Below are 24,497 nucleotides of genomic sequence, written 5' to 3'. Positions count from 1 at the left end.
AGGTCCCGGACACCGCAGCGGGCCCGAGATGGCGACAACGCGTCCGCGCAGTAGCGTGAGCCGGGGAAACAGTCGAGAGGACGCCCGTGAGCACCACCCGCAACGATCCGGCGACCGTGACCTTCCGTGGCGCCGAGGACCTGGCCCTGGTCGCCGACGAGTGGAACAACCCGGCCCGGACACCCGGCTTCGATTCGGCGCGGCCCTCGGTGCTCATGTTGCACGGTGGAGGTCAGAACAGGTTCTCGTGGAAGAAGACCGGGCAGATCCTGGCCGGGGAGGGTCTGCATGTCGTGGCTCTCGACAGCCGCGGCCACGGAGACAGTGACCGCTCCCCCGACGCGAACTACACCGTCGAGTCGTTGTGCGCCGACACCCGCGCGGTGCTCGACCAGATCGGCCGGCCCACCGTGCTGATCGGTGCGAGCATGGGCGGCCTGACCGGCATCATGGCGGCCAGACAGGCCGGTCCCGAGCGGGTGGTGCGGCTGATCCTCGTCGACGTCGTGCCGCGCTACGAGAAGGACGGCAGCGCACGCATCCGCGATTTCATGTTCAGCCACATCCACGGCTTCGAATCGCTGGAACAGGCTGCCGACGCGGTGGCCGCGTATCTGCCGCACCGGCCCAGACCGCGCAGCCCGGAGGGCCTCAAGAAGAACCTGCGCCACCGCAACGGCCGCTGGTACTGGCACTGGGATCCGGCGTTCCTGACCAAGCCGAACGAGGACCCGTTCGTGCGGGTGGAATCGCTGGAGCAGTCCGCGATCGAACTGACCATCCCGATCCTGCTGGTGCGCGGGAAACTGTCCGATGTGGTCAGCGAGGATGCGGTGCAGGACTTCCTGGCCAAGGTACCCGCGGCCGAGTTCGTCGAACTCTCCGGCGCCGGACACACCGCGGCCGGGGACGACAATGATGCGTTCTCCGATGTCGTGATCGACTTTGTTTTGCGATGAAGAGCAACGCGATGAGCGCTCGCGGGTTCAATTTCCTGGAGCAGCCTGAGCTGCCCGCACCGCAGGTCAGCGAGCAGCAGGCGTGCGACATCCTGGCCGACCACTACGGCCTCGCCGCGCGCGTCGAGTCGCTGGGAAGCCAGCAGGACAAGAACTTTCGCGTCCACGCCGAGGACGGTGCTGTACTCGGAGTCCTCAAGATCGCCAACCCGGCGTTCACGGCGGAGGAACTGGCGGCCCAGGACGAGGCGGCGCAGCTGATCGCCGACACGGAACCCGGCCTGCGCGTGGCGGTTCCGCTACCGAACCTGGCAGGGCAGAAGTGTTCGGCGGTCACCGGACTCGTCGACGGCACCGCCTACGTGCGGCTGCTGCGGTACCTTCCGGGCGGCACACTGGTACAGAAGGGTTATCTGAGCCCCGAGGAGGTCGCCGGCCTGGGGGATGTCGCAGCGCGCGCCAGCCGCGCGCTGGCCCGGTTCACCCATCCCGGGCTGGACCGGATCCTGCAGTGGGACCTGCGCTTCGGACTGCACACGGTCGAGGCGCTGAGCGCACACGTCGACGACGAGGCGCTGCGGGACCGGCTACTGCAGGCGGCTCGGCGGGCGTGGTCGCGGATCGCCCCGCTCGACGACGTGTTGCCCAGGCAGGCAGTACATCTCGACCTCACCGATGCGAACGTGGTGGTCTCGGGCCGCCACCCGGACGGCGTCATCGACTTCGGCGACCTGTCCCACACGTGGGCGGTCTCCGAGCTGGCCATCACCGCCTCCTGCGTGCTGGGACATGTCGGCGCGCAGCTGACGTCGGTGATGCCCGCGCTCAAGGCCTTCCACGCTGTGCGTCCGTTGTCGGCGGCCGAGGCCGAGGCGCTGTGGCCGATGCTGGTGTTGCGGACCGCGGTGCTCATCGTCAGCGGGGCACAGCAGGTCGCCCTGGATCCCGCCAACGACTACCTGACCGAGCAGTCCGACGGGGAACGCCGGATGTTCGAGCTCGCCACCTCGGTCCCGCTCGACGTGATGACCGCGCTGATCAAGGCCGAACTGGGGTTGACGCAGAAGTCGTCTGCGCCGCGGGTGAAGGCCCAGATGATCGGTGTGGACCGGTCAGCCGCGCTCACCCTCGACCTGTCCACCACCTCAGAGATCTATGACGACGCGTACGACGACGCGGGACGGCTCCGGCCGGACATCGACGAAGAAGCCGCCGGAGCCGCACTGCATCGGGGTGCCACCGTCGTCGTGACCCGCTTCGGCGAGGCGGCACTGTGCCGGGCGCCCCGACTCAGTCAGGACAGCCCCGAGGTGGTGTCCACCGGCGTCCAGGTGTGGACGGCGTCCGACACCGAGATCGCGGCCCCGTGGGACGGCGACGTCGATCACGACACGACCGGAGCGGTCACGGTGCGCGGCAAGGACTTCGAGGTCACAGTGGCCGGCGTGACGCCAACGGGAACAGGCCCGGTCATCGCCGGCGAGACCGTCGGCACCGCCCGCGCGGGCCGGCGGTTCGAGGTGGCGGTGCGTCCGGTCGGAGCGCCGGCAGCTCCTTCGTATGTCCGGTCCGACCTCGCCCCCGGATGGCTGGCCCTGTGCCGTGACCCCAGACCACTGCTCGGACTGTCTCCGCTGGACGAGCCCGCCGCCGGCGCCGACCTGGTGTCGCGGCGGCATTCCAGTTTCGCTGCGGTGCAGGAGTTCTACTACCGCACGCCCCCGCAGATCGAGCGCGGCCGACGCCACTTTCTGATGTCGACGGCGGCGCGCAGCTACCTCGACATGGTCAACAACGTGACGGTGCTCGGGCACGCGCATCCGCGAATCGCCGACACCGCCGCCCGTCAGCTGCGCAGGCTGAACACCAACTCACGGTTCAACTACGAGTCCGTCGTCGAGTTCAGCGAGCGGCTGGCCGCTCTGCTGCCCGAGCCGTTGGACACGGTGTTCCTGGTCAACTCGGGATCGGAGGCCAGCGACCTGGCGATCCGGCTGGCGACCGCGGCGACCGGACGGCGCGATGTGGTCGCGGTCCGCGAGGCCTATCACGGATGGACCTACGGTACCGACGCGGTGTCGACGTCGACCGCCGACAACCCCAATGCGCTTGCCACGCGGCCCGATTGGGTGCACACCGTGGAGTCACCGAACAGTTTCCGCGGCAAGTTCCGCGGCGCCGAGGCCCACCGGTACGCCGGGGAGGCGGTAGCCCAGATCCAAGCTCTGGTCGCCTCAGGTCGTCCGCCGGCGGCGTTCATCTGCGAGAGCGTGTACGGAAACGCCGGCGGCATGGCGCTGCCCGACGGTTACCTGCAGCAGGTGTACGCCGCGGTGCGGGCCGGCGGCGGGCTGGCGATCTCGGACGAGGTACAGGTCGGCTACGGCCGGCTCGGCACATGGTTCTGGGGTTTCCAGCAGCAGGACGCGGTGCCCGACATCGTCTCGGTGGCCAAGGCAACCGGCAACGGGTATCCGCTCGGGGCGGTGATCACCACTCGGGCGGTGGCCGACGCGTTCGCCGGGCAGGGCTATTTCTTCTCCTCCACCGGCGGCAGCCCACTCTCGTGCGCGATCGGGATGACGGTGCTGGACGTGCTGCGCGACGAAGGCCTGCAGGACAACGCGCTCCGGGTCGGCGGACACCTCAAGTCCAGGCTGGAGTCACTGCGCGATCGTCATCCGATCGTCGGCACCGTGCACGGGTTCGGGTTGTACCTCGGTGTCGAGATGATCCGTGACGAAAGGACTTTGGAGCCGGCCACCGAGGAGACCGCGGCGATCTGCGACCGGATGCTCGACCTGGGTGTGGTCATCCAGCCCACCGGCGACCACCAGAACATTCTCAAGACCAAGCCGCCGCTGTGCATCGACGTCGAGGCCGCCGACTTCTATGTCGACACCCTCGACCGGGTGCTCACCGAGGGCTGGTAGCCCGGAGTTGTCGGAGCTTCGAACTAGTGTTCGAGGTATGGAGTTGGTGGCCGAGGCGGTGGGGACGATCGCCGAACAGGTCGCCGTGCTGTCCAAGGCCGCCGACGAGGTGTCCCACCGCGAGCTGATCGGGCTGCTCAGCCAGCTGACCACAGTGCTGCGGTCGATTCCGGCCGTGGAGCACAGAGTGCTGAGCCGGCTGATGGAGGAGACCGAACCCTGCCGACTCGGCGAATCCTCGTGGAAGAAAGTCCTGACCACCGCGCTGCGGGTCAGTGACCGGGAGGCCACCCGCCGTCTGGCGCGGGCGGAAACTTTGGGTCCGCGCCGGTCGATTACCGGGGAACCGTTGGCGCCGGTATGGGAGGCCACCGCGGCGGCGCAGGCGCAGGGCCTGCTCGACGCCGAGCATGTCGAGGTGATCGCGGAGTTCCACCGTGCGCTGCCGTCCTGGGTGGATGTGGGTACCCGCGCCGCCGCCGATGCCCAACTCGCCGCGCTGGCGTGCGGGGTAGGCCCGCGGGCGGTGGCCCGTGCCGCCCACCGGCTTCTCGGCCACGTCGACCCCGACGGCCCCACACCCGAGGACGCCGAACGCGAACGGGCCCGCACACGCGGCATCACCGTCGGCGAACAACGGCCCGACGGGATGAGCCGCATCAGTGGCTATCTGACTCCGCAGGCCCGCGCGGTATGGGACGCCGTGTTCGCCACCCTGGCCGCCCCCGGCACCCACACCGACACCGACACCGACACCGACACCGACACCGACACCGACGGACCCGACACCCGCACCCCGGCCCAGCGCCGCCACGACGCACTGGAGACCGTCGGTAGTAATGCGCTGAGTTCGGGCGAGTTGGGTTCGCATAACGGGTTGCCGACCACGGTGATCGTGTCGACCACTTTGCAGGAGTTGGAGAAGGGGGCCGGGGTCGCGGTCACCGGCGGCGGATCACTGCTGCCCATGCGGGACCTGATCCGGATGGCCGCCAACGCCCACCACTACCTCTACGTCTACGACCAACACACCGGCCAATCCCTGTACCTGGGCCGGTCAAAACGCTTGGCCACCGCCGCCCAACGCATCGTGCTGCACGCCCGAGACCGCGGCTGTACGCGGCCCGGGTGCAGCGCTCCCGGGTATTGGTGCCAGGTCCACCACGCCACCACCGACTGGAAGGACGGCGGCCACACCGACATCGACGAGCTGACCTTCGCCTGCCCCTCAGATCACCGCATGCTCGACAAGACGGGCTGGAGCACCGCCCGCAACACCAATAATCAGACCGAATGGATTCCGCCCCCGGAGCTGGATACGGGCCAACACCGCGTCAACGGCTACCACCACCCCGACCGCTACCTCCTCCCCGAAGACGACCAAGGCCCGTAACCCGGATCGGCCATGGCGGCTTGATTTACCTGCCGCCGCTGGGTTTCATCGACGGATGGAGCACTTTCCCGATGACCTGGTGACCGAGTTCTGCGCGAAGTGGGCCACGCCCGATCCCGAGGAGTTGTCCGCCTACTTCGCCGAAGACGGCGTCTACCACAACATTCCGATGGAGCCCGCGGTCGGCCGCGAGGCCATCAAGGCGTTCATTGCCGACTTCACCGGGATGGTGGACGGGATCGACTTCCAGGTGCACCGCCAGGTCAGTTCCGGTGCGCTGGTTTTCAACGAACGCACCGACGTGATGCGGTTCAAGGACGGCCGGGAACTGTCGCTGCCGGTCGCCGGGGTCTTCGAGATCGTCGACGGGCGGATCGCGTCCTGGCGCGACTACTTCGACATGGCGACCGTGACCGCGGCCTGGACCTGAGCTGATGGCGCCGCGGCGGCAGCAATACTGAAGCGATGACCGGGACACTGATCGTGCTGTGCCTGCTGGCGGTGCTTGCCACCGGGCTGGGGGTGGCGCTGGCAGTGCAGACCCGGCGCCTGCACGCCGCGCGGGACGAGGCCGACGAGCTACGCCACCGCCTCGACGCCCGGCAGATGCTGGTCACCGGAGGCACCAAGGCCGTCAAGACGGTGTGGCAGACCGCCAACATCCTGCGCCGCGACGGCTTCGGCGCGGCGGTGCGCTCCTCGATCGAGGAACTCGCCGATTGGGCCGAGGTGGAACGTCCCGATCTGGCGCGGCTGGCCCCCAACGGCCGACTGGCGATCATGTTCTCCGACATCGAGGAGTCGACCGCGCTCAACGAGCGCATCGGCGACCGGGCGTTCTTGCGGTTGCTCGGCAAGCACGACAAGTCGGTGCGCCGTCACGTCGACGCGCACGACGGTTACGTCGTCAAGAGTCAGGGCGACGGCTTCATGGTGGCGTTCGCCCGGCCCGAACAGGCGGTCCGCTGCGGGCTCGCCATCCAGCATGCGCTTCATAAGCGGCCCAACGACATTCGCGTGCGAATCGGGATCCACGCCGGAAAGTCGGTGCTGCGCGGAGACGATCTGTTCGGCCGCAACGTCGCGATGGCCGCGCGGGTGGCCGCCCAGGCCGACGGCGGCGAAGTCCTGATCAGCGGTGCGGTGCACGACGCGGTGGCCGACTGCGACGACCTCGACATCGACGGCGAGCGGGAGGCACAACTCAAGGGATTCTCCGGGTCCCACACCCTCTACGCGGTGCGGTCTGCCTCGGCGAGTCGCTGATGCAGTCGGGTGCGGATGTCGTCCGGGGTGTAGGCGTTGCGGCGCCGCTGATCCCGCGCCACCAGCACTCCACCCGCGACGACACCGGCGACGCCGGCCAGCCCGACCCACTTCCAGATCCCACGCATGCCCATCAGTGTGCATAAGCTGCCGGGGTGAGTCCAAGCACGGTGCCGCTGGAACGCGCGCTCGACGAAACCCGTACGGGTGACATCTGGTTGTTCCGCGGACACTCCGGCCCCGACCGGGCGATCCAGTCGATGACCAACAGCCCGGTGAACCATGTCGGGATGACCGTGGCCGTCGACGATCTTCCTCCGTTGATCTGGCACGCCGAGCTCGGCGACAAACTGCTGGACCTGTGGACGGGCACCCATCACCGCGGCGTTCAGCTCAACGACCTGCGTCAGGCCGTCGAGCGTTGGACGCACACCTACGGTCAGCGGTGCTGGCTGCGCCAGCTCACCCCATACGCGACCCGCGAGCAGGAAGACCGCATGCTCCGGGTGATCGCCCGGATGGACGGCACCCCGTTCCCGTCGACCGCCCGGCTGACCGGCCGTTGGATGCGCGGCCGGTTGCCGGTCGTCAGCGACCTGACCCGTGGTATCCCGTTCCTGCACAGCAAAGTTCGCGAATCGGCGCGACGCCGCAAAGCCGCGCGGACCGCCGTGGGGATGGAGACCGCGTACTGCGCCGAGACGGTCGCGATCACCTACGAGGAGATGGGTCTGTTGCAGACCGAGAAGCACTCCAACTGGTTCGATCCCGGATCGTTCTGGAGCGGGGACGCGCTGCCGTTGGCGCGGGGATGCCGCCTCGGCGACGAGATCGAAGTCCTGGTCTGAGCTGCCCCGCACAGCCCGAGGGCGAAACGCCGACCGATATCATCGGTCTGCCGAGCAGACAGTGATTTGCTGAGGCGCAGCAGATTTTGCGGCACGCAACGAGGGAGCCTGGCATGCCGACGACCACCGACCATTCCGCGCCCGAACTCGACGCACCCAAGCGGGGTCTGTTCAGCGCCCGGACGTCGGCGATCGCGATCGTCCTCGCGTCGGTTGCCACCCTCGCCGTCGTCTTCGTCATCCTGACCGCCGACAGTGACGCGCCGCTGCAGGTGTACTCCGTGCCGGCGCAACCGGATTCACCATCCCAGCAGCTCCCCGTGCACGACGGGTCAGGCGTTGCACCCACGGAACCGGGTCCCACGGCCGTACCGGCGAGCCCCGCCCCCGCTCCGATCCCCGCCGCGGCTCCGACCCCGAGTCCGGCCGTGCCCGGTGCCGCCGCGCAGACCCCTGCGCTGGAATTCGACTCACTCGGATTCGTCGACAACGCCGCCCGCTGCGACAACGACCAGCGCGCCGCGGCGATCGCGCGCACCGAGCGCGCGGCGGTGGTCGTGTGCGAGGACTCCGACGGGTCCCTGGAGTACCAGGGTGTCCGCCTGCAGGACGGCGCCGCTCTGCAGCTCGACGACGTGCGGCCGATGGCGGTCGGCTTCGAGGCACGCAACGGGGCCACCACCTACCGGCTCTCCCCCACCGAGCTCGTGGTGATCTCCGGCGAGACGCTGCAGAGCCGCGACCCGATCCTCGAGTACCGCGCAGACGAGGGCTAGACCAGGTACTCGAACGCGGCGCCGCCGGGTCGCCAGCTCGCCGAGTTGCCGTCGGCGAAATCCGACAGCATCGCGATGACGGGGCCGCGCAGTTCCGCGACGGAGGGCCGCAGTACGACCGCGGTCTCCGCGAAACAGATGCGGAGCCCTTCACCGGACGCTTCGAATGTGTCGACGACAGGCTGCCCGATCAACGACCACAGCGCGTCCGCGTAGCCGCCCTGGCGGGCCGTGATCCGCCCGTCGCGGGTGTCGACCACCGGGAACACCTCACAGGTCAGAACCGGGGAGTCCGGTGCAGCGGGCGAATCGAAGCTCAGCTGCACATAGCGGGGAAAGAACTGGACCGACTGCAGGCGATAGCCGACGAGCCGGGACAGCAAATCGTTGCAGACGTGGAGCTGCAGCGGCGCGACCCTCGGGCGGAGATAGCGAACCTCGGGGTAGTTCTCGCCGTTCGACTCGTCGTCGTCGGAACCGCCCAGAACCCCTGTCACCCGCTGCACCTCGAAACTGTCGTCTTTTGGCCCCCAGCTCAGGCCGTACCTTACGTCACCGTTTCGTCATAGGTTTGCCGGGGTCAGCGCAACTGCGGTCGGCGATGACGGCTGCTGACCGCGGCCGGACGCCGGATGGACGCGTCAGCGTGACCTCAGCGCGACCCGGCGGCAGCATGATCGACCCATGACCGTGCTGGCAGTGGCGGCGTCGCTGGTTGCGGCGCTGTATGTGGGCTACCGGCTCGGGCTGCGCGCCGGGCGGCACACCCCGACGTGGCGGCAGCGCACCAGCCCCGTGGCGCTCGTCAGACAGGCGACCGGGCTGGTCACGTTGCTGGCCGTCGTCCGCCTGGAACGCTCGATGCGCCGCCGGCTGCCCGGTCGACGGACGGCGCGGCCGCGCTGGCGGTGAGAGCCTCGGGTTCGAAACCGCACCTGCGGGTAGTTTGCATCAATGCCGCTGCGCTACGTCGACCCGCACCGCAGACGCGGTCCCGGCTACCACCGGGCCGTCCAGTTCGGGCGATCCCGGATCGGACAATTCGTGGCGCGCCATATCGCCCGCCGCACCGACCCGGTGTTGTTCCGGCTCACCGGCGGACGGGTCAACATCAGCCCGATCGTCAACGCGCCACTGCGTACCGTCGGCGCCAAATCGGGCAAGCCGCGCGAAGTGCAGCTCACCTACTTCCACGACGGAGCCGACGTCATCCTGATCGCGTCGAACTTCGGCGGCAGCAGCCATCCGCAGTGGTACTACAACCTCAGCGCCCATCCGGAGTGCGAGTTCGGTCAGGAGCCGTTCACCGCGCACCGGGTCACCGACGCTGACGAACACCGCCGCCTCTACGAACTGGCCGAGCAGGTGTATGCCGGATATGCCGACTACCGCGAGAAGACCGCCGGTTCCGGACGGCAGATCCCGATCTTCCGGTTGACGCCGCGCGGATGACCGACGCCGTCCTCAGGGACCGCTACTCCGCGGTCATCTCTTGCTCTTGGCGGCCCTCTTGGCCCGGTTGAGGTTGACCGCCTCCCGGATCAGCGTCGTGAAGGCGTCCCGGTCCATCTCGTCGTCCTCGCGCAGGTCGATGGCGCGGCGGACACCTGCGTCCAGACTCGCGTTGAAGAGACCGTCAGGATCGGCGACGGACGCACCATCGGCGAACGTGATCTTCACCTTGTCCTTGTACATCTCCAGGGTGCAGATCAGACCGTCCAGCGAGAACACCGGTACGCCATCGGGATTCGACGGCTTCCGCCACTTGATCTCTTCGACCACATCGGGCTCGGCCGCGGTGATCAACGATCGGATGTCCTCCACCCGATCCGTGCGCCGGTCCTGGGCCATCTCCCGAATGTACGTCCGGCGCCCAGCGCATCCACCCCGTTTTCCGGCGGAACTCCGCAGAGCGCACGAGAACTCGCCGGCGCTCAGTGCACGACGCCGACGATGAGAATCAGGGTGGCGGCGATCATCGCGGGCGCCAGCGTCACCAACAGCATGTTGACGAGGCCTTCCTTGATCGCCGATGCCTCGTGGTCGCCGGCCGCGGCCGGCGCGAATCGGCGACCGGCACCCCAGATCGCGGCGAGCTGAGTTGCCAACCAGTTTGCATAGCTGCCGTACACCAGCAGGGCCACGGCGACGACCTGCCAACCGTGGCTCAGGTTCACGTGGGGCCACAGCAGACCGACGACGATGAGAAGCGGACCGTTCGTCATGCCCTGCAGGTGACTGGCGAGTCCCATGCGGGGGTTCTTCAGCGACGGGACGGCGACACCTGTGATGAGCCCGAGCAGGAAAAGAATCAGACCCAGAACGAACAGGACCGTCTGCATGGTCGGATCGTAGGGACCTGCGACGCTGCTGCAGCCTGGTTTCTACAGGTGGGACCGGAACGCGCGCCACGTCGGCACCTTCGGTGTCACACCCCGAATTTGGCGCGTGCCTCGTCGGTGACCGGCGTGAACAGGTTGACGAGGTTACCGTCCGGATCGCGGAACAGCAGCGCGCGATTACCCCAGGGCATCGTGGTCGGCGTCGTGACCACATCGCCGACGCTGCCTCGGAGCCGCTCGTACTCCGCGTCCACGTCGTCGACGAGGAATTCGATGATCGCCGTGCGGTTGGCCGCCGGCTCGGCGGCTCCGACCCCGAAGAGCGGTACCGTTTTGTCGCTGCCGATGGCCAGCGTGCCGACGGGGGTGGGAATCTCGGCGAAGAGTTCGTTCCCCCAGTTGGCGGTGGCCCCCGTGACCATCTCGTAGAACGTGACGAGTTGTTTCACCTCGGCTGTGATGATGCGGGTCGAAACGAATTTCATCGGCGCGTACTCCTCAGGCTGTCTGCTGGACGAAACCTCACGATAGGTACGGACCCCGACAAGGTCGTGGTGAAGCGGAGTTCCGCCACGTCGTCGTAGAGCACGTCACGACTCGGCGGTGCGTACGGTGAGTACGCACGACTGTGGGCCCTCTGCACGAAAAACTCGCTGATCGCGTGCACATCCCCCACAGTCGCGAAAGGTACGCATTCACCTAGCGACGAGGGCGTCGCATCGAACAGGGCTTTTACACGTTGAAGCGGAACTCCGTGCTGGGAGTTTGGTAGCGCTTATTGCGTTGGTTGTGTTAAGTATTCGCAGGTCAAGAGGTTGGTTAGGTTTGATGACTTTGGATGGCTGCCGGAGCTACTGCGGACGGACTGCGGACGATCACCAATCAGATCGCGAGCGGGAAAGTTAACCCCCCAATTTGATCCCTGGTGCGTGGTGAACTCGCCAAATCGTCATCACGCTTGGCTTCCCTTTGTGCGGTCAAGGCTGGTGAGCGTGAACTCAGCTACGGAGCACGCCTCTTTCACGACCAGCCGAGCTAGCTCGGTGGTCACTCCGGTTGGCAGCGTCCTTCCATGCCCCGTGCCTTGGAGGTTACGTAGCGCATTGACTTGCTCAGCAATCGTCCAAGCGCTTTGAAGCACCGACTTAATGTGTTTCGCTCCGGGAGTATCACCCGCGACTTGCTGAGGAAGTATGTTCAGTCGCTCCCTCGCGAAATACCAGAGCTGGCCAAAATCGGCATTCTGTTGAACGGGCCAGTCGAGTTCTGCGAGAACAAATTTAGCGACCGCTTCGAGTAAATCCTTGGCAGACCCAAGGGCTAGGGCCGGGTCATCGTTGGCTTGTTGCAGGCGGCTCAGTTGCTCATTGAGCGCTGGGCGGCCACCTGTGTCCAAGTTAATCGAGACTTCGGCCAGGTCTCCCGAAGCGGACAGGGACCATCCCTGCTTCCGGAATGCAGCCTGCGCCCGCGTGAGTATGTCTCTCGGAATTGAGTCATCGTCGAAATGACCACCGACGCGTAGGTCGCGAAGCAGGGAGTCGATGAGCAATCGGGCGCGAGCAGGGCGACGCACAGCAGCGCGTATCGCCTGCCGGACCCGGATCTCCTTATTGGGCGTGTGGGTCTGTTCGTCGTATGGCGCATCGTCGCCAAACCCCGCTCCTACGAACGCGGCGGTGAGCTTGGTGTGAGTTGAGCCGTTGCCAGCGAGATAGAACCGGGCGAAGGTGGCGGCAATATCCTCGTTAACCGGTGGTCGAGACATAATTGTCGATGTTAGCCGCCCCCGACAACGGCTTTTCCGATCTAGATTCCCAGAGAGAGAACAGCCGCTGGCAACACGAGGCGGCACGTCCTCCGCCGAAGGGGTACCCCCCACCCCTCAAATGGCATCCAACGGAGCTGTCAGCGAGTGTGAGAAGACCAGAGGTCAAGAAGGCGCTAACACTCAAGGCAGCCTTCTCGACGATGCTCGACCAGATGCAGTAGTAGGTAGGCACCACGAGAGGCTGAGCGGGCCTATTCGCCTTCCTCGGACTGCGCAGCAAGGACGCGGTAGACAGTGGCACGGCTGACTCCCAGCGTGGCCGCTATCGTGCTCGCGCTCTCCCCGCTGGCATGCATCCGCTGGGCCAGAGCGGCTTTGGTGGCATCCAGCGCCTTGGGGCGACCGATGGATTGGCCGCGTGCTCGCCGTGCATCCCGCGCTGCTGTGCGACGTTCGCGGCCCAGCTCCAACTCAAGCTCGGCGAGGCTGGCGAGCACCCCGGCCACCATGCGGCCTGTGGCGTTCGATGTGTCGATGCCTTCGCGCAGCGACCGCAGCACGATCCCCCGCTCCCCAAGCTCGCGAATCGTCGTCATCACCTCAGCGGCGTTGCGACCCAAACGGTCGATACCGATCACAACGATGGCGTCGCCCTCGCGTGCGTAGTCAAGAAGTGCGGCAAGTCCGGGCCGCTGTGCCCGCGCTGAGGTACCCGACAGCTTGTCCGTGTACACCCGGTCCTGGTTCACGCCAGCAGCCGTAAGCGCGTCAAGCTGTTGGTCGAGAGACTGGTGCTCCGTGCTGACTCGTGCGTATCCAAGTTGAGCGCCCATAGTCGTCGAGGCGGTCGCGGTAGTCACGTACTGAGCATGTCGCATAAGTCGCAGAAACGCAAGATTTGCGACACCACTATTGAGGCAACTTCTGAGACAGCGCGACGTGGGCTTATATGTGACACAACCGCGCTGGTGAATCCGTGCCCGAAACTTTAGATATGAGACTGGGGAGGTATGTGTTAGTCATTCCCTAACGCGCCCGGATCGAATGAGTCGAAGCGATGCGGCCGACCGTCCGATCAGGCTCTAGGCGCTAAGACGGCTTTCCGCCTTCCGGGGAGCTAGTGGCCTTCGGAAGGAAACCTTTCTGTGCTTTCTCCGTGACATCTAACGCTTGCTGCATGGACGCATTCGAAAGTCCCAACCGCGAAAGAGCGCCGTAAAGAACAACCCCTAAAATAAACGGCCCCGGTGCGGCTGCGGCAGCGGGGACAATGCCCATCGCAGTCATGATTATGACACCAACGATTCCCGCAAAGCAGGCAACCGCTACTAGGCTCCACAGTGCCCGAGCTAACGTGGAGAGCTCGGCAACGGTCTCAACTTCGGCAGTAGGCAGATCCCACCATCGCCCCCGGTCGTAAAGGCGCTTCGTTTCCAAAAGCGCCGCGCTAATGTCGGATTGTTCCTCAGCAGTCATATGAGTAACGTCTGCTTGTAGCAGTCGCAAAGCTGCGGCGCGTTCTGCTGCCGCCCGTACAATCACTGGTTGACTGCATTTTAATACAGATGGGATACCCTCAACTGCGACTGCGACTTTTTCAATCTGCTCGATTACCTTCCGCCGTCGTCTGACTTCTTCTAAAGTAAAGCTAGCGGGTTTACAGTTCCCGAGCGAGACTAAGCACCTTTCAACATCGAGGAGCCCGTTCGAATCTCGCCGATTGCTGATATAGACATCAATCCGCGATTTCAGAGCTAACCAGGCGGCTGAGGCTACCGTTCCGAGAATCGCGCTGGCGACTCCAATTATTGATGCAAGTGATGCTGTCGAGGAATTACCGTCGTTATATGCGCCTTCAATTAAAGTTGCAAGAACGTATAAGAATGTAGCTCCACCGAAGAACGTGACGAAAATTAGGTATAAGACATTGGAAAACTGGTGCAAATACCGTAAAGAGTAGCCGGCTATACACTCTGCGAATGGTTGGCCATTCTTAACGCGATCGTCCAGCTCAGGGCAGGCACGGGTCTGTTGTAGGCGGACGAATGCGAGAGTGGACATAGTCGCTAGCGGAAGCAATATGTTTACCGCAAGGCCGCTCACGAGCCAATCTGAAACGATACCGCTCGGTGTAGCGTACCGACGTGCGACCCACGCCAGGAGAACCACGATTAGCGCTCCGGCAAGATTGGTCAACAGATGGATTGGAAGTCGGTTTGTCGTTCCCGGCATGCCCCCCGTGGAATAGATTCTCTCGCCGTTTGCTTTTAATTTTGATTCGAGTAATCCCAAGAGTGGTGGGATTACTGATAGAGTAGTTGTCACTCCAAAAAATACAAGAGGATGCAATGACATAATCATTTGGTAGAAATCGACATCCAGAAAAGTAAATACGACAACTGCCAAAGTGCCGATAAATATCAATATCTTATGGATGATTTTTGGCTGCGCAACCGGCAAATTGTCCGCGACTAGATAGATAATTATCTGCATTAAGACGACGACAACGATGAGTGACTGTTGCATCTCAGAGAGCCCTCCAAGCTGACCTCGGCCGGAATGCAGAACGTCCGGAAATTGTGCCGAAAATCAATGCCCAGTCATCTTTCGCGGAAGGGCTCATGGCTCAGTCCTCGATCTTCGAACGCGGCCCGATTTGAGAGGGCCGGCTGGTAGGCAGATCGTACGCAATGTTTGTCGTATTCGGTAGTGATGTTCTCGCTTACGCGGGCGAACCGGTAAGCGAGTCCGAGCCCCGGGCAACTCTAAAGCTTCTCACGTGTCTAGCCTGCCTGAGGTGCGCTGCTACCTTTACGAAAGTTGGAACGTTAGATATTGCAACGTTAAATATGAGATCAGCTGCCGTCAGGCCGCGTAATCGCATGGGCACGTAAAACTCGGCAGATTGGCGTTGTCTCGGGACCACGTCGTGATCTCGGCGTGCCAGTCGGTCTTCATCATCGATGGGCAATCGACTGCGGCGAAGAAGCTTGTCGCGAGCACGGTCTCCTTGACGACTGCCATACCTCGATTGCGAAGGATGTAGGCCAGAGCGCCGAAGAAATCATGATCTCCGACGAGCTTCACTAAAGATTCGGGGCTCCTCTTCAACGCCGACCGCAACGTCCGAAGTACTGGCGTTCGCTTCGGCCCAGGTTTCGAGCGCCCGAGGGCAAGTCTCACAACGTTCTCAGCATTTGGCCTCATCTCTTCAAAACGGCCGAATGGAAAGCCCGCCATTGTCAGTTCCCATCCGTTTTCCACGCTTAGCATTCGCAACATACTCACCTTTGCCGCAACCAAGAATGCTTCGGAAATGAGCTGGTCGGCAAGTGACGGTGATGAAGCGGTGGTTCCGCGAATGTGCGCTCCGATGACGCGGTGCATTACAGGCCGATCCGCGAGCACAAGATCCATAATCAAATCGTGGTTCGATGATGGGACGATGCAGTCAGCATATGGTTGTGGCTGTGTTATTTCGTCGTCGTAATCTCTGTCTACAATTATCCGCACATTTGCGATGAGCCGTTTATCTACAGAGACTGCCGCTTCGAGCAACTCCCGCTTGCCGCCTTGTCCGCAAAGGATAACGACGGAATCGTGAACATGTCGTTCGATCACATGCCGGTCGTCAGTTCCTTCAACTACTAAAATTAGACCGTTTGTACCGCTGCGGAGCATCGCGATTGTGTTAAACAGCGTGTCGGCATTTAAATACTCGCGCACTTAGAAATCTGCCTCCGACGGGCCAAGCCTCACGGCGTTGTCCCACTCGCCATTGATAATCTGCGGTGAGTGTGTCGCTATAAGGAACCGTAGGTTGCGCAATTCCCCGATACGTCGAATGTCAGGGATAAATTTCATCTGCCACCCCACATGAAGCGAAATCTCCGGCTCATCGACTAGCACGAGTGCACCCTCAGGAACATCGAACAGTAGGTCAAAAGTCAGGATTATCTCATGCTGCTCACCCGATGAGAGCGCGTCAAGTGGGATTACCCGCCCTGTCTCATCTTCTTTTACCTCTAGCCCGTTAGCGGCATTCACTTCAACCTGTTTCCGCAACAGCCTTTGATTGAGAATGTTCTCAAGCAATTCAATTCGACTTAGCAGTGACTGAAACGGCTCAAGCTTTTCTTCTGCGTCGCTGAGGTACAAATCGAGCAACTTTATTGCCCATGAGTCAAGCTTCTCTTCTGGGAGGGACAAGTCGTCAGCTAGAGGGACTGGCACGACCCTTGCGAGACGCCCGCGAAATTCGTTTTGCCGCTCATAGCGCTCGCGTATCACGGCGTCGCTTACCTGTGATTTATTTAGGTTCGAGCGTAAGACTCGACTCGGGAAGGTGCGATCTCGCTCCTGAGTTACCTGTGAATGCGATCTCTGCGCTTGATCAATGAGGCTCAGCATCTCGATAGCCTGCGCCGAAATGCGCGAGCTCGTTGGCTTTTTGCGGCGCATACGAGCGGGTCGCATTCGCGCGTTTGCGAATGATACTGCGCGGAGTCGCTGAGTCTCGATCAAAATTGAAGGTGTGCGCTCAGAAAAGGATCGCAATACGTCCGGAGCGGGCTTACGAACAGGTATTCGGCCGGCGTATCGCGATTCCAGCTCCGCCTGTGCTACGAGTTCATTGTTGTGGAGATTATGCCAATAATCATCGTCAAACGGCTCCCATGGCGTATTTTCAGATAGCCACTCCGAACTATCCTGACTGGTGAAGGGCCAATCGCAAATCTTACGATTGCCCTTCGAGAGCTCGAATAGCAGCGGATCGTCCTCGTCATCGTTTGACTTCCGAAGAGTCGCAGCCAAACGGTACGAGTTTGTAAACTCTAGTTTGGCTGATGCAAATGGGAGCCGAGACAGTTTCTGACCGTCGAGACGCAATAATGCGTCAATTATTTCCAAAGTTCTCGTTTTTCCGACACCATTCGGTCCGTAAATTATGACGTAGTCATTATCGGCTTTGAAGGGAATCTCGTGATCGTATAGGCCAAGTACGCCGTTCACCGTCGCGTGCACCAGCTTAAGCGGTGTTTTTTCTGCCACGTGCCAACTATCGCAGCATGCGGGGCGAGCCACAACGAGAAGCGCAAACAGCACATGTATCGGCTAAGCCAGAGGCGTGTACGTCGGCAGACCGACGTGAGGGGCCGCTCCCCCGAAACGCACAATTCCGCTACCGATGAGCCAAGCCTCACGAGGTTCTTCGTGCCGATTGCACTCCCGCCTTCTCGCGGATGCAGGATTGTCGGGCTAAGCCGGGCGAACGCCAGCTTTCGAAGGTGGCACGTTTGTCGATTACCTACTCGCGGCGAGTCTTCGTGCAGCGAGAAGGGGTGGAGTGACTTAAGTGTCGGCGCGGGCCGTTGTGCAACAGATCAAACAAGGATGCTTAGTGACAAGCGGAAGGGTCCGTAGGGGTGAGGTCCAACCAGCCTGATTACGGCCATGTCAATGAGTTGAGCCAGCGGAGACGGTTTCAGTACGCAGACGCTACGCACAGTATTCTGCGGCCACTGGGGGTAGCTTGAGGAGGAACGCAAAATAGACGCTCACCTGCATGTATAGCCCACTGGCCACTGTATGCCACCAACGGCACCAACTCTCGGTGAGCTGCGGAGACTCCGAAAGTCAATATCCGGCTTCTCTGCCAGTTGAGCCTCGGCATTGAAGTCACGGGTAGCGGTACGGACGAGGATGCCACCAGCGGTCAGGCTGACGACGCTCATTGTGAAAAACGTTACGACTGCCCCGGCGGGAGGACTGGCCCCATTCTTCTTCGGTCATTGTTTTCCCTAGCTCCTTGTCCATGTAGAGCTTGCATGTCGTTTCACTGATACAGCGGTCACACGGTGAAAAAAGAAGCTGCACGGCGGTCCTCAGCGTGCTGACGCCGTCAGCACCTAGCCCATGTCAGCTCGCGTCTGCCCATGTCACACCGTGCTGACTCGTAACGCGTCTTCGCAATTCAGCTGCAATATTTGCGTCTTCGATGCCCCGCAGCTCCGAGATGGGCAGCGGCGCATTAGCCGCGCAGGTCCACTTCCCATGGCAAGGACTCCGCATAACGCTCTAGCTCGACCATGGGGAACAACACTCTCGCCCCGTGCTTCTTCGCCAACAGTCTTCCAGCTCTTCGCAGGTTGTCGATCTCCGGCACGCTGATTGACAAAATGCGAGCGGCTTCGGCCCGCGTCACTAACAGTGATGCCGGGCGGATGCGTGACGCTGTGCCCGAGTCGTCGAGTTGCTTAAACCAGCACTGGGAAAAGTCCGTCATGGACGTAGAACGTAGTGCCGAAAATGCCCCGCCGCGAGTACATGCCATGTATGTCTACCTGGCGTTACTCGTGCTGAGGGCGGTCAGAACCCTAGCCCACACCCGACTCGGGTCTCGCCCATTCGGCGGAATCAGTGACGAGGTCGAGAGTGATGGCCCCTGGTGCGGGATCGTTGTCGTGTCCGAAGGGCGGACGGTGCGCTGGTCCCTGTATCCAAATGCTTCGGCATGGCGGCAGGACTCGGTCGGGTGCCCTGCATCTCCACAAGGCGTCCGACGGTGTCCAAGGTGTCCGGCACTGGATCTGCGCTGGTGTGACCGACGGAAGCTTGCCTTTCGAGATCGTTGATGGTGCGGGAGGAAGCGCGGGGCTCAATCATGTTGCCCGCTTGGGTATCCGAGTCGATGTCACGTTGGACGGGACGGACGCCTTCGGACGGCTTTTCTGGCGGCAGATAGCGGGCGAACGCATCAGCGAAATCTTTGCGGTGGTATCCGCGTTCACTCTTGTCCTCGGAATGGCCTGTCGTGACAGAGTATTCACGAAGACGCCACCCCAGCTTCGATGGACTCAGCTCATACTGCCCCCAAGGTGACTCGCTAATCGCGCAGAGCTTGCCGCACAGATCGAGCGACTTCATGAACTCGCCTTCGAATACAGTGCGGATGTCTGCAAGAAGTTGCAGTTCTGGCGACCGCGCAGTGTCATCTTCCGTCGCAGAAGTCACAATTGCTACAGCGGCCTCCCGAGCGAGGTGCGGCCACTCACCACCTGCGAGTTCGGCAACAGACACAAGCGGCTCCCACACATCAGCGGCCCGGTCATCAAAAGGTAGCTCGGGGTAGGTTCCCCCCGCTCGCTCTCGCACCGTTTCGGCCCACGCGGCCAAGCGGGCGCGGAGGTCGTGCAACATCGGTCCATCGCGACGCGGACGGTACGGATGGACCGCTTCCTCTTCCCGGCGGCGCTTCATGACGACTACTACCGCGCGGTCCTCAATGGTTTCGGGCATCCTGCCGATTCCCGCTAAAGCGGCCATTGCGAATGTTGAGAACTCCTGTGTCGTCAAGTCTGGACCAACGACTCGACCGAACGGCAACCCGCGTTGAAAGCCCGCGTTGAGCAGCCCGCGTAGATCCTCGTTCTTGTCGGCGACCCTCTTGGAGCCGAAGATCGTGTCAGCCTCGTCGAACAACAGAGTCGGCGGGGGCTCCGTGTCAAGTGACCGAAACACGTATGCGACCGTGGCATTAACGGCGCGCAGTGGCTTGTAGACGAGTCCGTCGATGACCTCCAATAGCCGCGATTTGCCCGACCTCTTTTCTGCCGAGCGGATGACCAACCTTGGCGCATAGTCGAACTCCGCCACTAGATGCGTTTGGGCACACCACAACACGACCGCGACAAGTTCTTGTTCGCCCGGCAAAACACAGAAGTGGCGGATCGCCTCGCGCACGTCATTAAGAAGATCTGAGCCAGTCGAGTCACTGCCGTTGCCATCGACCGTGGGTGTTTGCGAGTCGTCGTCGTACATCACTCGACCCCTTCGCCGCGACGAGTGTTGCTTTCTTGAGCAGCGACCCAGGCCATGACCTGGGCGCGCCGATATCGGACCCGGCCACCCAGCCGGAAAGACGCTGGTCCGTCGTCGTTGCAGCGGTAGTACCGAAGCGTGCCCACGGGGATCCCCAGCTCGTTCGATACCTCTTTGGTGGTCATCAGGTCTATCTCAACCATGGCGGTCGCAGCCCCTCATCGTATGGCGCTTAGATTTTTAAGCGTGTCGAATGTCGACGAGGTGGAACAGTAAACCTATGAAGCTTGAATATTCAAGTCCTGATGGCTTACGGTGTGTCGGTGACTACTCCTGAGCTCTGGGCCCTCGCCGCCGTTGAAGGTCAACAACTAGCCCGCGACCTCCGCGAGCAACTCCCGGCAGAAGCCGCTGGAATCGCGATCAACGAGCTCGCGCTGGCTCGTCAGCGTCACGAATCGTGGGAACGGCGCTTTGGCGAACTCGTGCGTGGGTGGCGGCAAGACCGAGGTTGGTCACAGGAGGATGTGGCCGAACGGCTTCGCCGCCAAGGATTTGAGATGCACCAAACGACCGTTGCCAAGATCGAGCGGGGAGCACGGCCACTTCGCGTTGCCGAGGCGACCGCCCTAGCCGAGGTATTCGAGATGCCGCTAATGACAGTATTCGGGCTCGATTCGCCGATGGCTCACACCACGAATCACGACTCGCGGCAACGGGAACTTGAACAGGCGCGCAAGCGCGTCGACCATAGCCGAGACAACCTCTACAGCGTCGCCCAGCAGCACGCCTACCTGCTCGCCGAGGTCGAAAAACTTATCCTGCAAATGAGCGGCGACAACGAATGACCCAGAAGCGAAACCCGAGTCACAGAGTCGAGGATCGCTGGCAGAAGGCCGATGGCTCCCCAAGCGCGAACCAAGGGAACGGAAAGCGTTGGCGCGCCCGGTACGTTGATTTCGAGAGCCGGGAACATGCCAAAGGGTTCCGCACAAAAACCCAAGCAACGCAATGGCTGAACGGCATAGTCGCCGCGCAAGAGACCGGCAACTACATCGACCCCCGACTCGGCAAGGTGACATTCAACAGCTACTACCAGGAATGGTCGAAGTTGCAGACGTGGGAGTCTGGCACGTTCAAAGCCATGAATCTTGCTGTCAAATCAGCAAGTTTCGGTGATGTCGCGTTCGCAGATTTGAAGCCGTCCCACGTCGAGGCGTGGATCAAGTGGATGAGGGACAAGCCCCTAGAGGCGTCCACCATCAAGACGCGCTTCAACAACGTCCGCGCAGTCATTCGGGCGGCTATCGGAGACCGCTTCCTTGCGCACGACATCACCGCCAAAGTCACCGTGCCGAGGCGTCCGAAAGCTGCTGAGGCCATGGCTATTCCGACACCCGCAGAGGTCGGAAAACTCCTTGAGAATGCGGACGATCACTTCACCGCCTTCGTCGCACTCTGCGGGTTCGCAGGCATGAGATTAGGCGAAGCAGCCGCTCTCCGTGTGGGGGACATAAAATTCCTTGCCAAGGAGATTCGCATAGAGCGCCAGGTCCAGCGGGCTAATGGGGGTGCTGTCGAGATCCGGCCACCCAAGTACGGCTCGGTGAGAACTGTTTACGTGCCGGATGAACTGCTGCACAAGCTGAGCGAGCACATCCGCTTGCAGTTGCCGAACAAGGGCCCAGACCGCTGGATATTCCCCGGCAAAGGCGAACACCCTCTCCATCAGAACTCGGTCGGTTATCTATGGCGTAAGGCTAGGAAAGCAGCAGGTGTCGATTACGACCTCCACCATCTACGACACTTCTATGCCTCTGGACTCATCAACGAAAACTGTGATGTGGTGACGGTTCAGCGGGCACTTGGGCACTCGTCGCCGAGCGTCACGCTAAATACCTACGCGCACCTATGGCCCAACGCCAACGACCGGACGCGGAACGCTGCTGGAAGGTTGTTCCAAGAGGCGCTTACCTCTGCTGCGGACGAACTGCGGACGGACAGCCAGTAAATACCTGCTGACCTGGCCCTCTACACGTTGAAGCGGAACTCCACCACATTTCGCTGTCGATGAACATCACGACGGTGTGCGCGCAACGGACAGCGCCGAACTCGTAGGCTTTGCGATATGACCGACGCCGCTGTTCGACGTCGCTACACCGAGGTGGCCGACGTTTACATCCACATGTTCGGCGCGACAGCTCACGTCGATCCCGAAGATCTCACGTTTCTCGAACGCAGTCTCGGACATTGCGAGGGCACGGTCCTCGATGCCGGTTGCGGACCCGGGCACCTCACCGCCTACCTGAAGAATCTAGGTGTCAGCGCGGAAGGCATCGACCTGGTACCGGCGTTCATCAGCAGCGCCCGCTCGAACTGGCCGGACCTCGACTTCGCCGTCGGCTCTGTGCGCAGCCTCGATGCGCCCGACAGCTCGCTAGCCGGAATCCTTGCGTGGTACTCGCTGATCCATTGCGAGCCATCCGAACTCGCGACGATCCTCAAGGAGTTTCGGCGGACGCTACGCGATGGCGGAATGCTCGTCATTGGCTTCTTCGATGGCGACGACATCGAAACGTTTGACCACAAGGTGACGACCGCCTACCGCTGGCCTGCCGATGAGTTGTCCCGCAGGCTATCCATGGCTGGATTCATCGAAGTCGAGCGTCTGCAACGAGCTGGCACTGGCTCGACGCGGCCCCATGCGGCCCTCGCCGCGATGGCCACGTAACGCTCGCGGCAAGGTATCGCTGATGCTGAAGCGGAATCCGCCTATACGTTGAACCTGAACTCGACCACGTCGCCGTCGGCCATCACGTAGTCCTTGCCTTCTATCCGGACCTTGCCCGCGGCCTTGGCCGCCGCCATCGAGCCGGCCTCCATCAGATCGTCGAACGACACGACCTCGGCCTTGATGAAGCCCTTCTCGAAGTCGGAGTGGATGACCCCGGCCGCCTTGGGCGCGGTGTCGCCCTGATGGATCGTCCACGCGCGCGCCTCCTTGGGCCCGGCGGTCAGGTAGGTCTGCAGTTTCAGCGTGTGGAAACCGGCACGCGCCAACGCATCCAGGCCGCGTTCGGTCTGGCCGATCGATTCGAGCAGCTCGGCCGCCGACTCGTCGTCGAGTTCCTGTAGCTCGGCCTCGATCTTGGCGTCGAGGAACACCGCGTCGGCCGGCGCCACCAACTCACGCAGCTCCGCCACCCGCTTCTCGTCGGTGAGCACCGATTCGTCGGCGTTGAACACGTACAGGAACGGCTTGGAGGTCAACAAGTTCAGCTCGCGCAGCAACGACACGTCGACGCCGGCGGAGAATAGCGTCTTGCCGGTGTCGAGCACCTCGGCGGCCGCCGCGGCCGCGTCGTAGACCGGGCGGCGGTCCTTGTGGGTGCGGGCTTCCTTCTCCAACCGGGGCAACGCCCGCTCCAGGGTCTGCATGTCGGCCAGGATCAGCTCGGTCTCGATCACCTCGATGTCGGACTTGGGGTCCACCCGGCCGTCGACGTGCACAACGTCGTCGTCGGCGAACACCCGCACCACCTGGCAGATCGCGTCACTTTCGCGGATGTTGGCCAGGAACTTGTTGCCCAGCCCCGCCCCCTCGGACGCGCCCTTCACGATGCCGGCGATGTCGACGAAGGTCACCGGCGCCGGCACGATCTTCTCCGACCCGAACATCCGGGCCAGTTCGGTCAACCGCGGATCGGGAAGCGCCACCACTCCCTCGTTGGGTTCGATCGTCGCGAACGGGTAGTTGGCGGCCAGCACGTCGTTGCGTGTCAGCGCGTTGAACAAGGTCGACTTACCCACGTTCGGCAGTCCGACGATTCCCAGATTGAGGCCCACGGGGACCACAGTCTAGGCCGTGTGACCGCCACACCACCCATCGCTGGCGGCGTCTGATTGCCGAAGCCGGTACGGTCGACCTGTGTCAGATCAGCGCGCGCGGCCGACGGTGGCTTCCGATCACCGCTCCGCGCACCCCGATATCGCAGGGATTCCGTGGTGGGGCGCCATTCTGACAGCGGTGATCGCGTCCCTGATCGGGTTCGCGTTCGACGCCGGATCAGGCAACGGCGCGCTGACCGCCGCGTTCGCCACGCTGTACGTCCTCGGTTGCCTGATCGCGGTGCTGGCCGTCCAGCAGTCGGGCCTGTTCACCGCGGTGGTGCAGCCGCCGTTGGTGTTGTTCGTCATAGTGCCCACCTCGTACTTCCTGATGAGCAGCAGCGACATCCACGGCCTCAAGGACATCCTGATCAACTGCGGCTACCCGCTGATCCAGCGATTCCCGCTGATGTTCTTCACCTCCGCGGCGGTCCTGCTGGTCGGGCTGGCGCGCTGGTACTTCGCGAAGTCGGCCGCCCCGGCCGGCGCCGCCGAGACCC

The 24,497-nt window shown here is 62.9% G+C and carries 27 protein-coding genes; 13 read left to right on the top strand and 14 right to left on the bottom strand.

What is annotated here, in order from left to right:
- Positions 1–86 precede the first annotated feature (86 nt).
- Genes MVA01S_RS09885 through MVA01S_RS09865 form a run of 5 tightly spaced genes read left to right on the top strand, consistent with a single transcriptional unit; the run spans position 87 to position 6,551 of the window.
- A complete protein-coding gene (locus MVA01S_RS09885) occupies positions 87–959 on the top strand; it encodes an alpha/beta fold hydrolase (RefSeq protein ID WP_003931117.1) in 873 nt (290 codons plus the stop codon).
- 11 nt (positions 960–970) lie between these two features.
- Positions 971–3,892: an aminotransferase gene (locus MVA01S_RS09880; protein WP_040541593.1), complete on the top strand. Its 2,922-nt coding sequence runs from the start codon at positions 971–973 to the stop codon at positions 3,890–3,892.
- A 37-nt stretch (positions 3,893–3,929) separates the two neighbouring features.
- A complete protein-coding gene (locus tag MVA01S_RS09875; protein WP_003931115.1) occupies positions 3,930–5,285 on the top strand; it encodes an HNH endonuclease signature motif containing protein in 1,356 nt (451 codons plus the stop codon).
- Between the two features lie 55 nt (positions 5,286–5,340).
- Entirely contained in the window at positions 5,341–5,715 is a 375-nt protein-coding gene (locus MVA01S_RS09870; RefSeq protein ID WP_003931114.1) for a limonene-1,2-epoxide hydrolase family protein, read from the top strand.
- A gap of 35 nt (positions 5,716–5,750) precedes the next feature.
- A complete protein-coding gene (locus tag MVA01S_RS09865; protein WP_003931113.1) occupies positions 5,751–6,551 on the top strand; it encodes an adenylate/guanylate cyclase domain-containing protein in 801 nt (266 codons plus the stop codon).
- Here MVA01S_RS09865 and MVA01S_RS31485 read toward each other — a convergent pair.
- On the bottom strand, positions 6,518–6,679 hold the full coding sequence (locus MVA01S_RS31485; RefSeq protein WP_003931112.1) for a hypothetical protein: 162 nt from the start codon (positions 6,677–6,679) through the stop codon (positions 6,518–6,520). The two genes, MVA01S_RS09865 and MVA01S_RS31485, sit on opposite strands and share 34 nt — an antisense overlap.
- A 42-nt stretch (positions 6,680–6,721) precedes the next feature.
- Here MVA01S_RS31485 and MVA01S_RS09860 point away from each other — a divergent pair, with 42 nt between their 5' ends.
- Together MVA01S_RS09860 and MVA01S_RS09855 are read left to right on the top strand one after the other, a co-directional pair.
- Positions 6,722–7,399: a hypothetical protein gene (locus tag MVA01S_RS09860; protein ID WP_003931111.1), complete on the top strand. Its 678-nt coding sequence runs from the start codon at positions 6,722–6,724 to the stop codon at positions 7,397–7,399.
- A gap of 113 nt (positions 7,400–7,512) precedes the next feature.
- Positions 7,513–8,175, top strand: a complete 663-nt coding sequence (locus tag MVA01S_RS09855; RefSeq protein ID WP_003931110.1) for a hypothetical protein — start codon at positions 7,513–7,515, stop codon at positions 8,173–8,175.
- Here the strand turns inward: MVA01S_RS09855 and MVA01S_RS09850 are convergent.
- Positions 8,172–8,672 (bottom strand): hypothetical protein, encoded by a 501-nt coding sequence (locus tag MVA01S_RS09850; protein ID WP_110765628.1) that lies wholly within the window; start codon positions 8,670–8,672, stop codon positions 8,172–8,174. The two genes, MVA01S_RS09855 and MVA01S_RS09850, sit on opposite strands and share 4 nt — an antisense overlap.
- A 187-nt stretch (positions 8,673–8,859) precedes the next feature.
- Here MVA01S_RS09850 and MVA01S_RS09845 point away from each other — a divergent pair, with 187 nt between their 5' ends.
- Together MVA01S_RS09845 and MVA01S_RS09840 are read left to right on the top strand one after the other, a co-directional pair.
- Positions 8,860–9,087, top strand: a complete 228-nt coding sequence (locus MVA01S_RS09845) for a hypothetical protein (RefSeq protein WP_003931108.1) — start codon at positions 8,860–8,862, stop codon at positions 9,085–9,087.
- 42 nt (positions 9,088–9,129) lie between these two features.
- Positions 9,130–9,627, top strand: coding sequence for a nitroreductase/quinone reductase family protein (locus MVA01S_RS09840; protein WP_003931107.1), 498 nt, complete (start codon positions 9,130–9,132; stop codon positions 9,625–9,627).
- A gap of 33 nt (positions 9,628–9,660) precedes the next feature.
- Here the strand turns inward: MVA01S_RS09840 and MVA01S_RS09835 are convergent, their stop codons facing one another.
- The 11 genes from MVA01S_RS09835 to MVA01S_RS09800 form a co-directional block, all read right to left on the bottom strand.
- Positions 9,661–10,026, bottom strand: a complete 366-nt coding sequence (locus MVA01S_RS09835; protein WP_003931106.1) for a DUF1801 domain-containing protein — start codon at positions 10,024–10,026, stop codon at positions 9,661–9,663.
- Positions 10,027–10,109: 83 nt separating this feature from the next.
- Entirely contained in the window at positions 10,110–10,517 is a 408-nt protein-coding gene (locus MVA01S_RS09830) for a styrene oxide isomerase (protein WP_003931105.1), read from the bottom strand.
- 86 nt (positions 10,518–10,603) lie between these two features.
- On the bottom strand, positions 10,604–11,002 hold the full coding sequence (locus MVA01S_RS09825; protein ID WP_003931104.1) for a VOC family protein: 399 nt from the start codon (positions 11,000–11,002) through the stop codon (positions 10,604–10,606).
- Positions 11,003–11,469: 467 nt separating this feature from the next.
- Entirely contained in the window at positions 11,470–12,285 is an 816-nt protein-coding gene (locus tag MVA01S_RS30350; RefSeq protein ID WP_081529069.1) for an abortive infection family protein, read from the bottom strand.
- A 254-nt stretch (positions 12,286–12,539) separates the two neighbouring features.
- Positions 12,540–13,121, bottom strand: coding sequence for a recombinase family protein (locus MVA01S_RS09820; protein ID WP_003931103.1), 582 nt, complete (start codon positions 13,119–13,121; stop codon positions 12,540–12,542).
- Positions 13,122–13,377: 256 nt separating this feature from the next.
- On the bottom strand, positions 13,378–14,814 hold the full coding sequence (locus MVA01S_RS31290; protein ID WP_144033059.1) for a hypothetical protein: 1,437 nt from the start codon (positions 14,812–14,814) through the stop codon (positions 13,378–13,380).
- A 339-nt stretch (positions 14,815–15,153) separates the two neighbouring features.
- Positions 15,154–16,014, bottom strand: coding sequence for a hypothetical protein (locus MVA01S_RS31285; protein ID WP_144033058.1), 861 nt, complete (start codon positions 16,012–16,014; stop codon positions 15,154–15,156).
- A complete protein-coding gene (locus tag MVA01S_RS30345) occupies positions 16,015–17,340 on the bottom strand; it encodes an AAA family ATPase (RefSeq protein ID WP_157895630.1) in 1,326 nt (441 codons plus the stop codon).
- 979 nt (positions 17,341–18,319) lie between these two features.
- A complete protein-coding gene (locus MVA01S_RS09805; protein WP_081529067.1) occupies positions 18,320–18,574 on the bottom strand; it encodes a helix-turn-helix domain-containing protein in 255 nt (84 codons plus the stop codon).
- 131 nt (positions 18,575–18,705) lie between these two features.
- Positions 18,706–20,109, bottom strand: a complete 1,404-nt coding sequence (locus MVA01S_RS30340; RefSeq protein WP_003931099.1) for a DUF3631 domain-containing protein — start codon at positions 20,107–20,109, stop codon at positions 18,706–18,708.
- Positions 20,109–20,294, bottom strand: a complete 186-nt coding sequence (locus MVA01S_RS09800; protein ID WP_306307754.1) for a helix-turn-helix transcriptional regulator — start codon at positions 20,292–20,294, stop codon at positions 20,109–20,111. The genes MVA01S_RS30340 and MVA01S_RS09800 overlap by 1 nt, the downstream gene beginning before the upstream one ends.
- A 138-nt stretch (positions 20,295–20,432) precedes the next feature.
- Between MVA01S_RS09800 and MVA01S_RS30335 the strand changes: the two genes are divergently transcribed.
- From MVA01S_RS30335 to MVA01S_RS09780, 3 genes are all read left to right on the top strand, one after another.
- Positions 20,433–20,957 carry a helix-turn-helix domain-containing protein gene (locus MVA01S_RS30335; RefSeq protein WP_157895631.1) on the top strand — a complete coding sequence of 175 codons (525 nt, stop codon included), beginning with the start codon at positions 20,433–20,435 and terminating at the stop codon, positions 20,955–20,957.
- The gene (locus MVA01S_RS30330) at positions 20,954–22,120 is read left to right on the top strand and encodes a tyrosine-type recombinase/integrase (RefSeq protein WP_003931096.1); all 1,167 of its coding nucleotides are present in this window, start codon (positions 20,954–20,956) and stop codon (positions 22,118–22,120) included. The genes MVA01S_RS30335 and MVA01S_RS30330 overlap by 4 nt, the downstream gene beginning before the upstream one ends.
- 117 nt (positions 22,121–22,237) lie before the next feature.
- Positions 22,238–22,840, top strand: coding sequence for a class I SAM-dependent DNA methyltransferase (locus tag MVA01S_RS09780; protein ID WP_003931095.1), 603 nt, complete (start codon positions 22,238–22,240; stop codon positions 22,838–22,840).
- Between the two features lie 41 nt (positions 22,841–22,881).
- On the opposite strand, the gene ychF is transcribed toward MVA01S_RS09780, so the two are convergent.
- Positions 22,882–23,955: a redox-regulated ATPase YchF gene (gene ychF / locus MVA01S_RS09775; protein ID WP_003931094.1), complete on the bottom strand. Its 1,074-nt coding sequence runs from the start codon at positions 23,953–23,955 to the stop codon at positions 22,882–22,884.
- An 82-nt stretch (positions 23,956–24,037) separates the two neighbouring features.
- On the opposite strand from ychF, the gene MVA01S_RS09770 reads away from it, so the two are divergent.
- A partial coding sequence (locus tag MVA01S_RS09770) for a DUF6542 domain-containing protein (protein ID WP_353961399.1) occupies positions 24,038–24,497 on the top strand: 460 nt, incomplete at its 3' end.

It is taken from the genome of Mycolicibacterium vaccae NBRC 14118 = CIP 105934 (assembly GCF_001552715.1).
Lineage (GTDB): Bacteria > Actinomycetota > Actinomycetes > Mycobacteriales > Mycobacteriaceae > Mycobacterium > Mycobacterium vaccae.
Note: the sequence above shows the minus strand (reverse complement) of the source record. Positions and strands in the feature narration are given on the sequence as shown.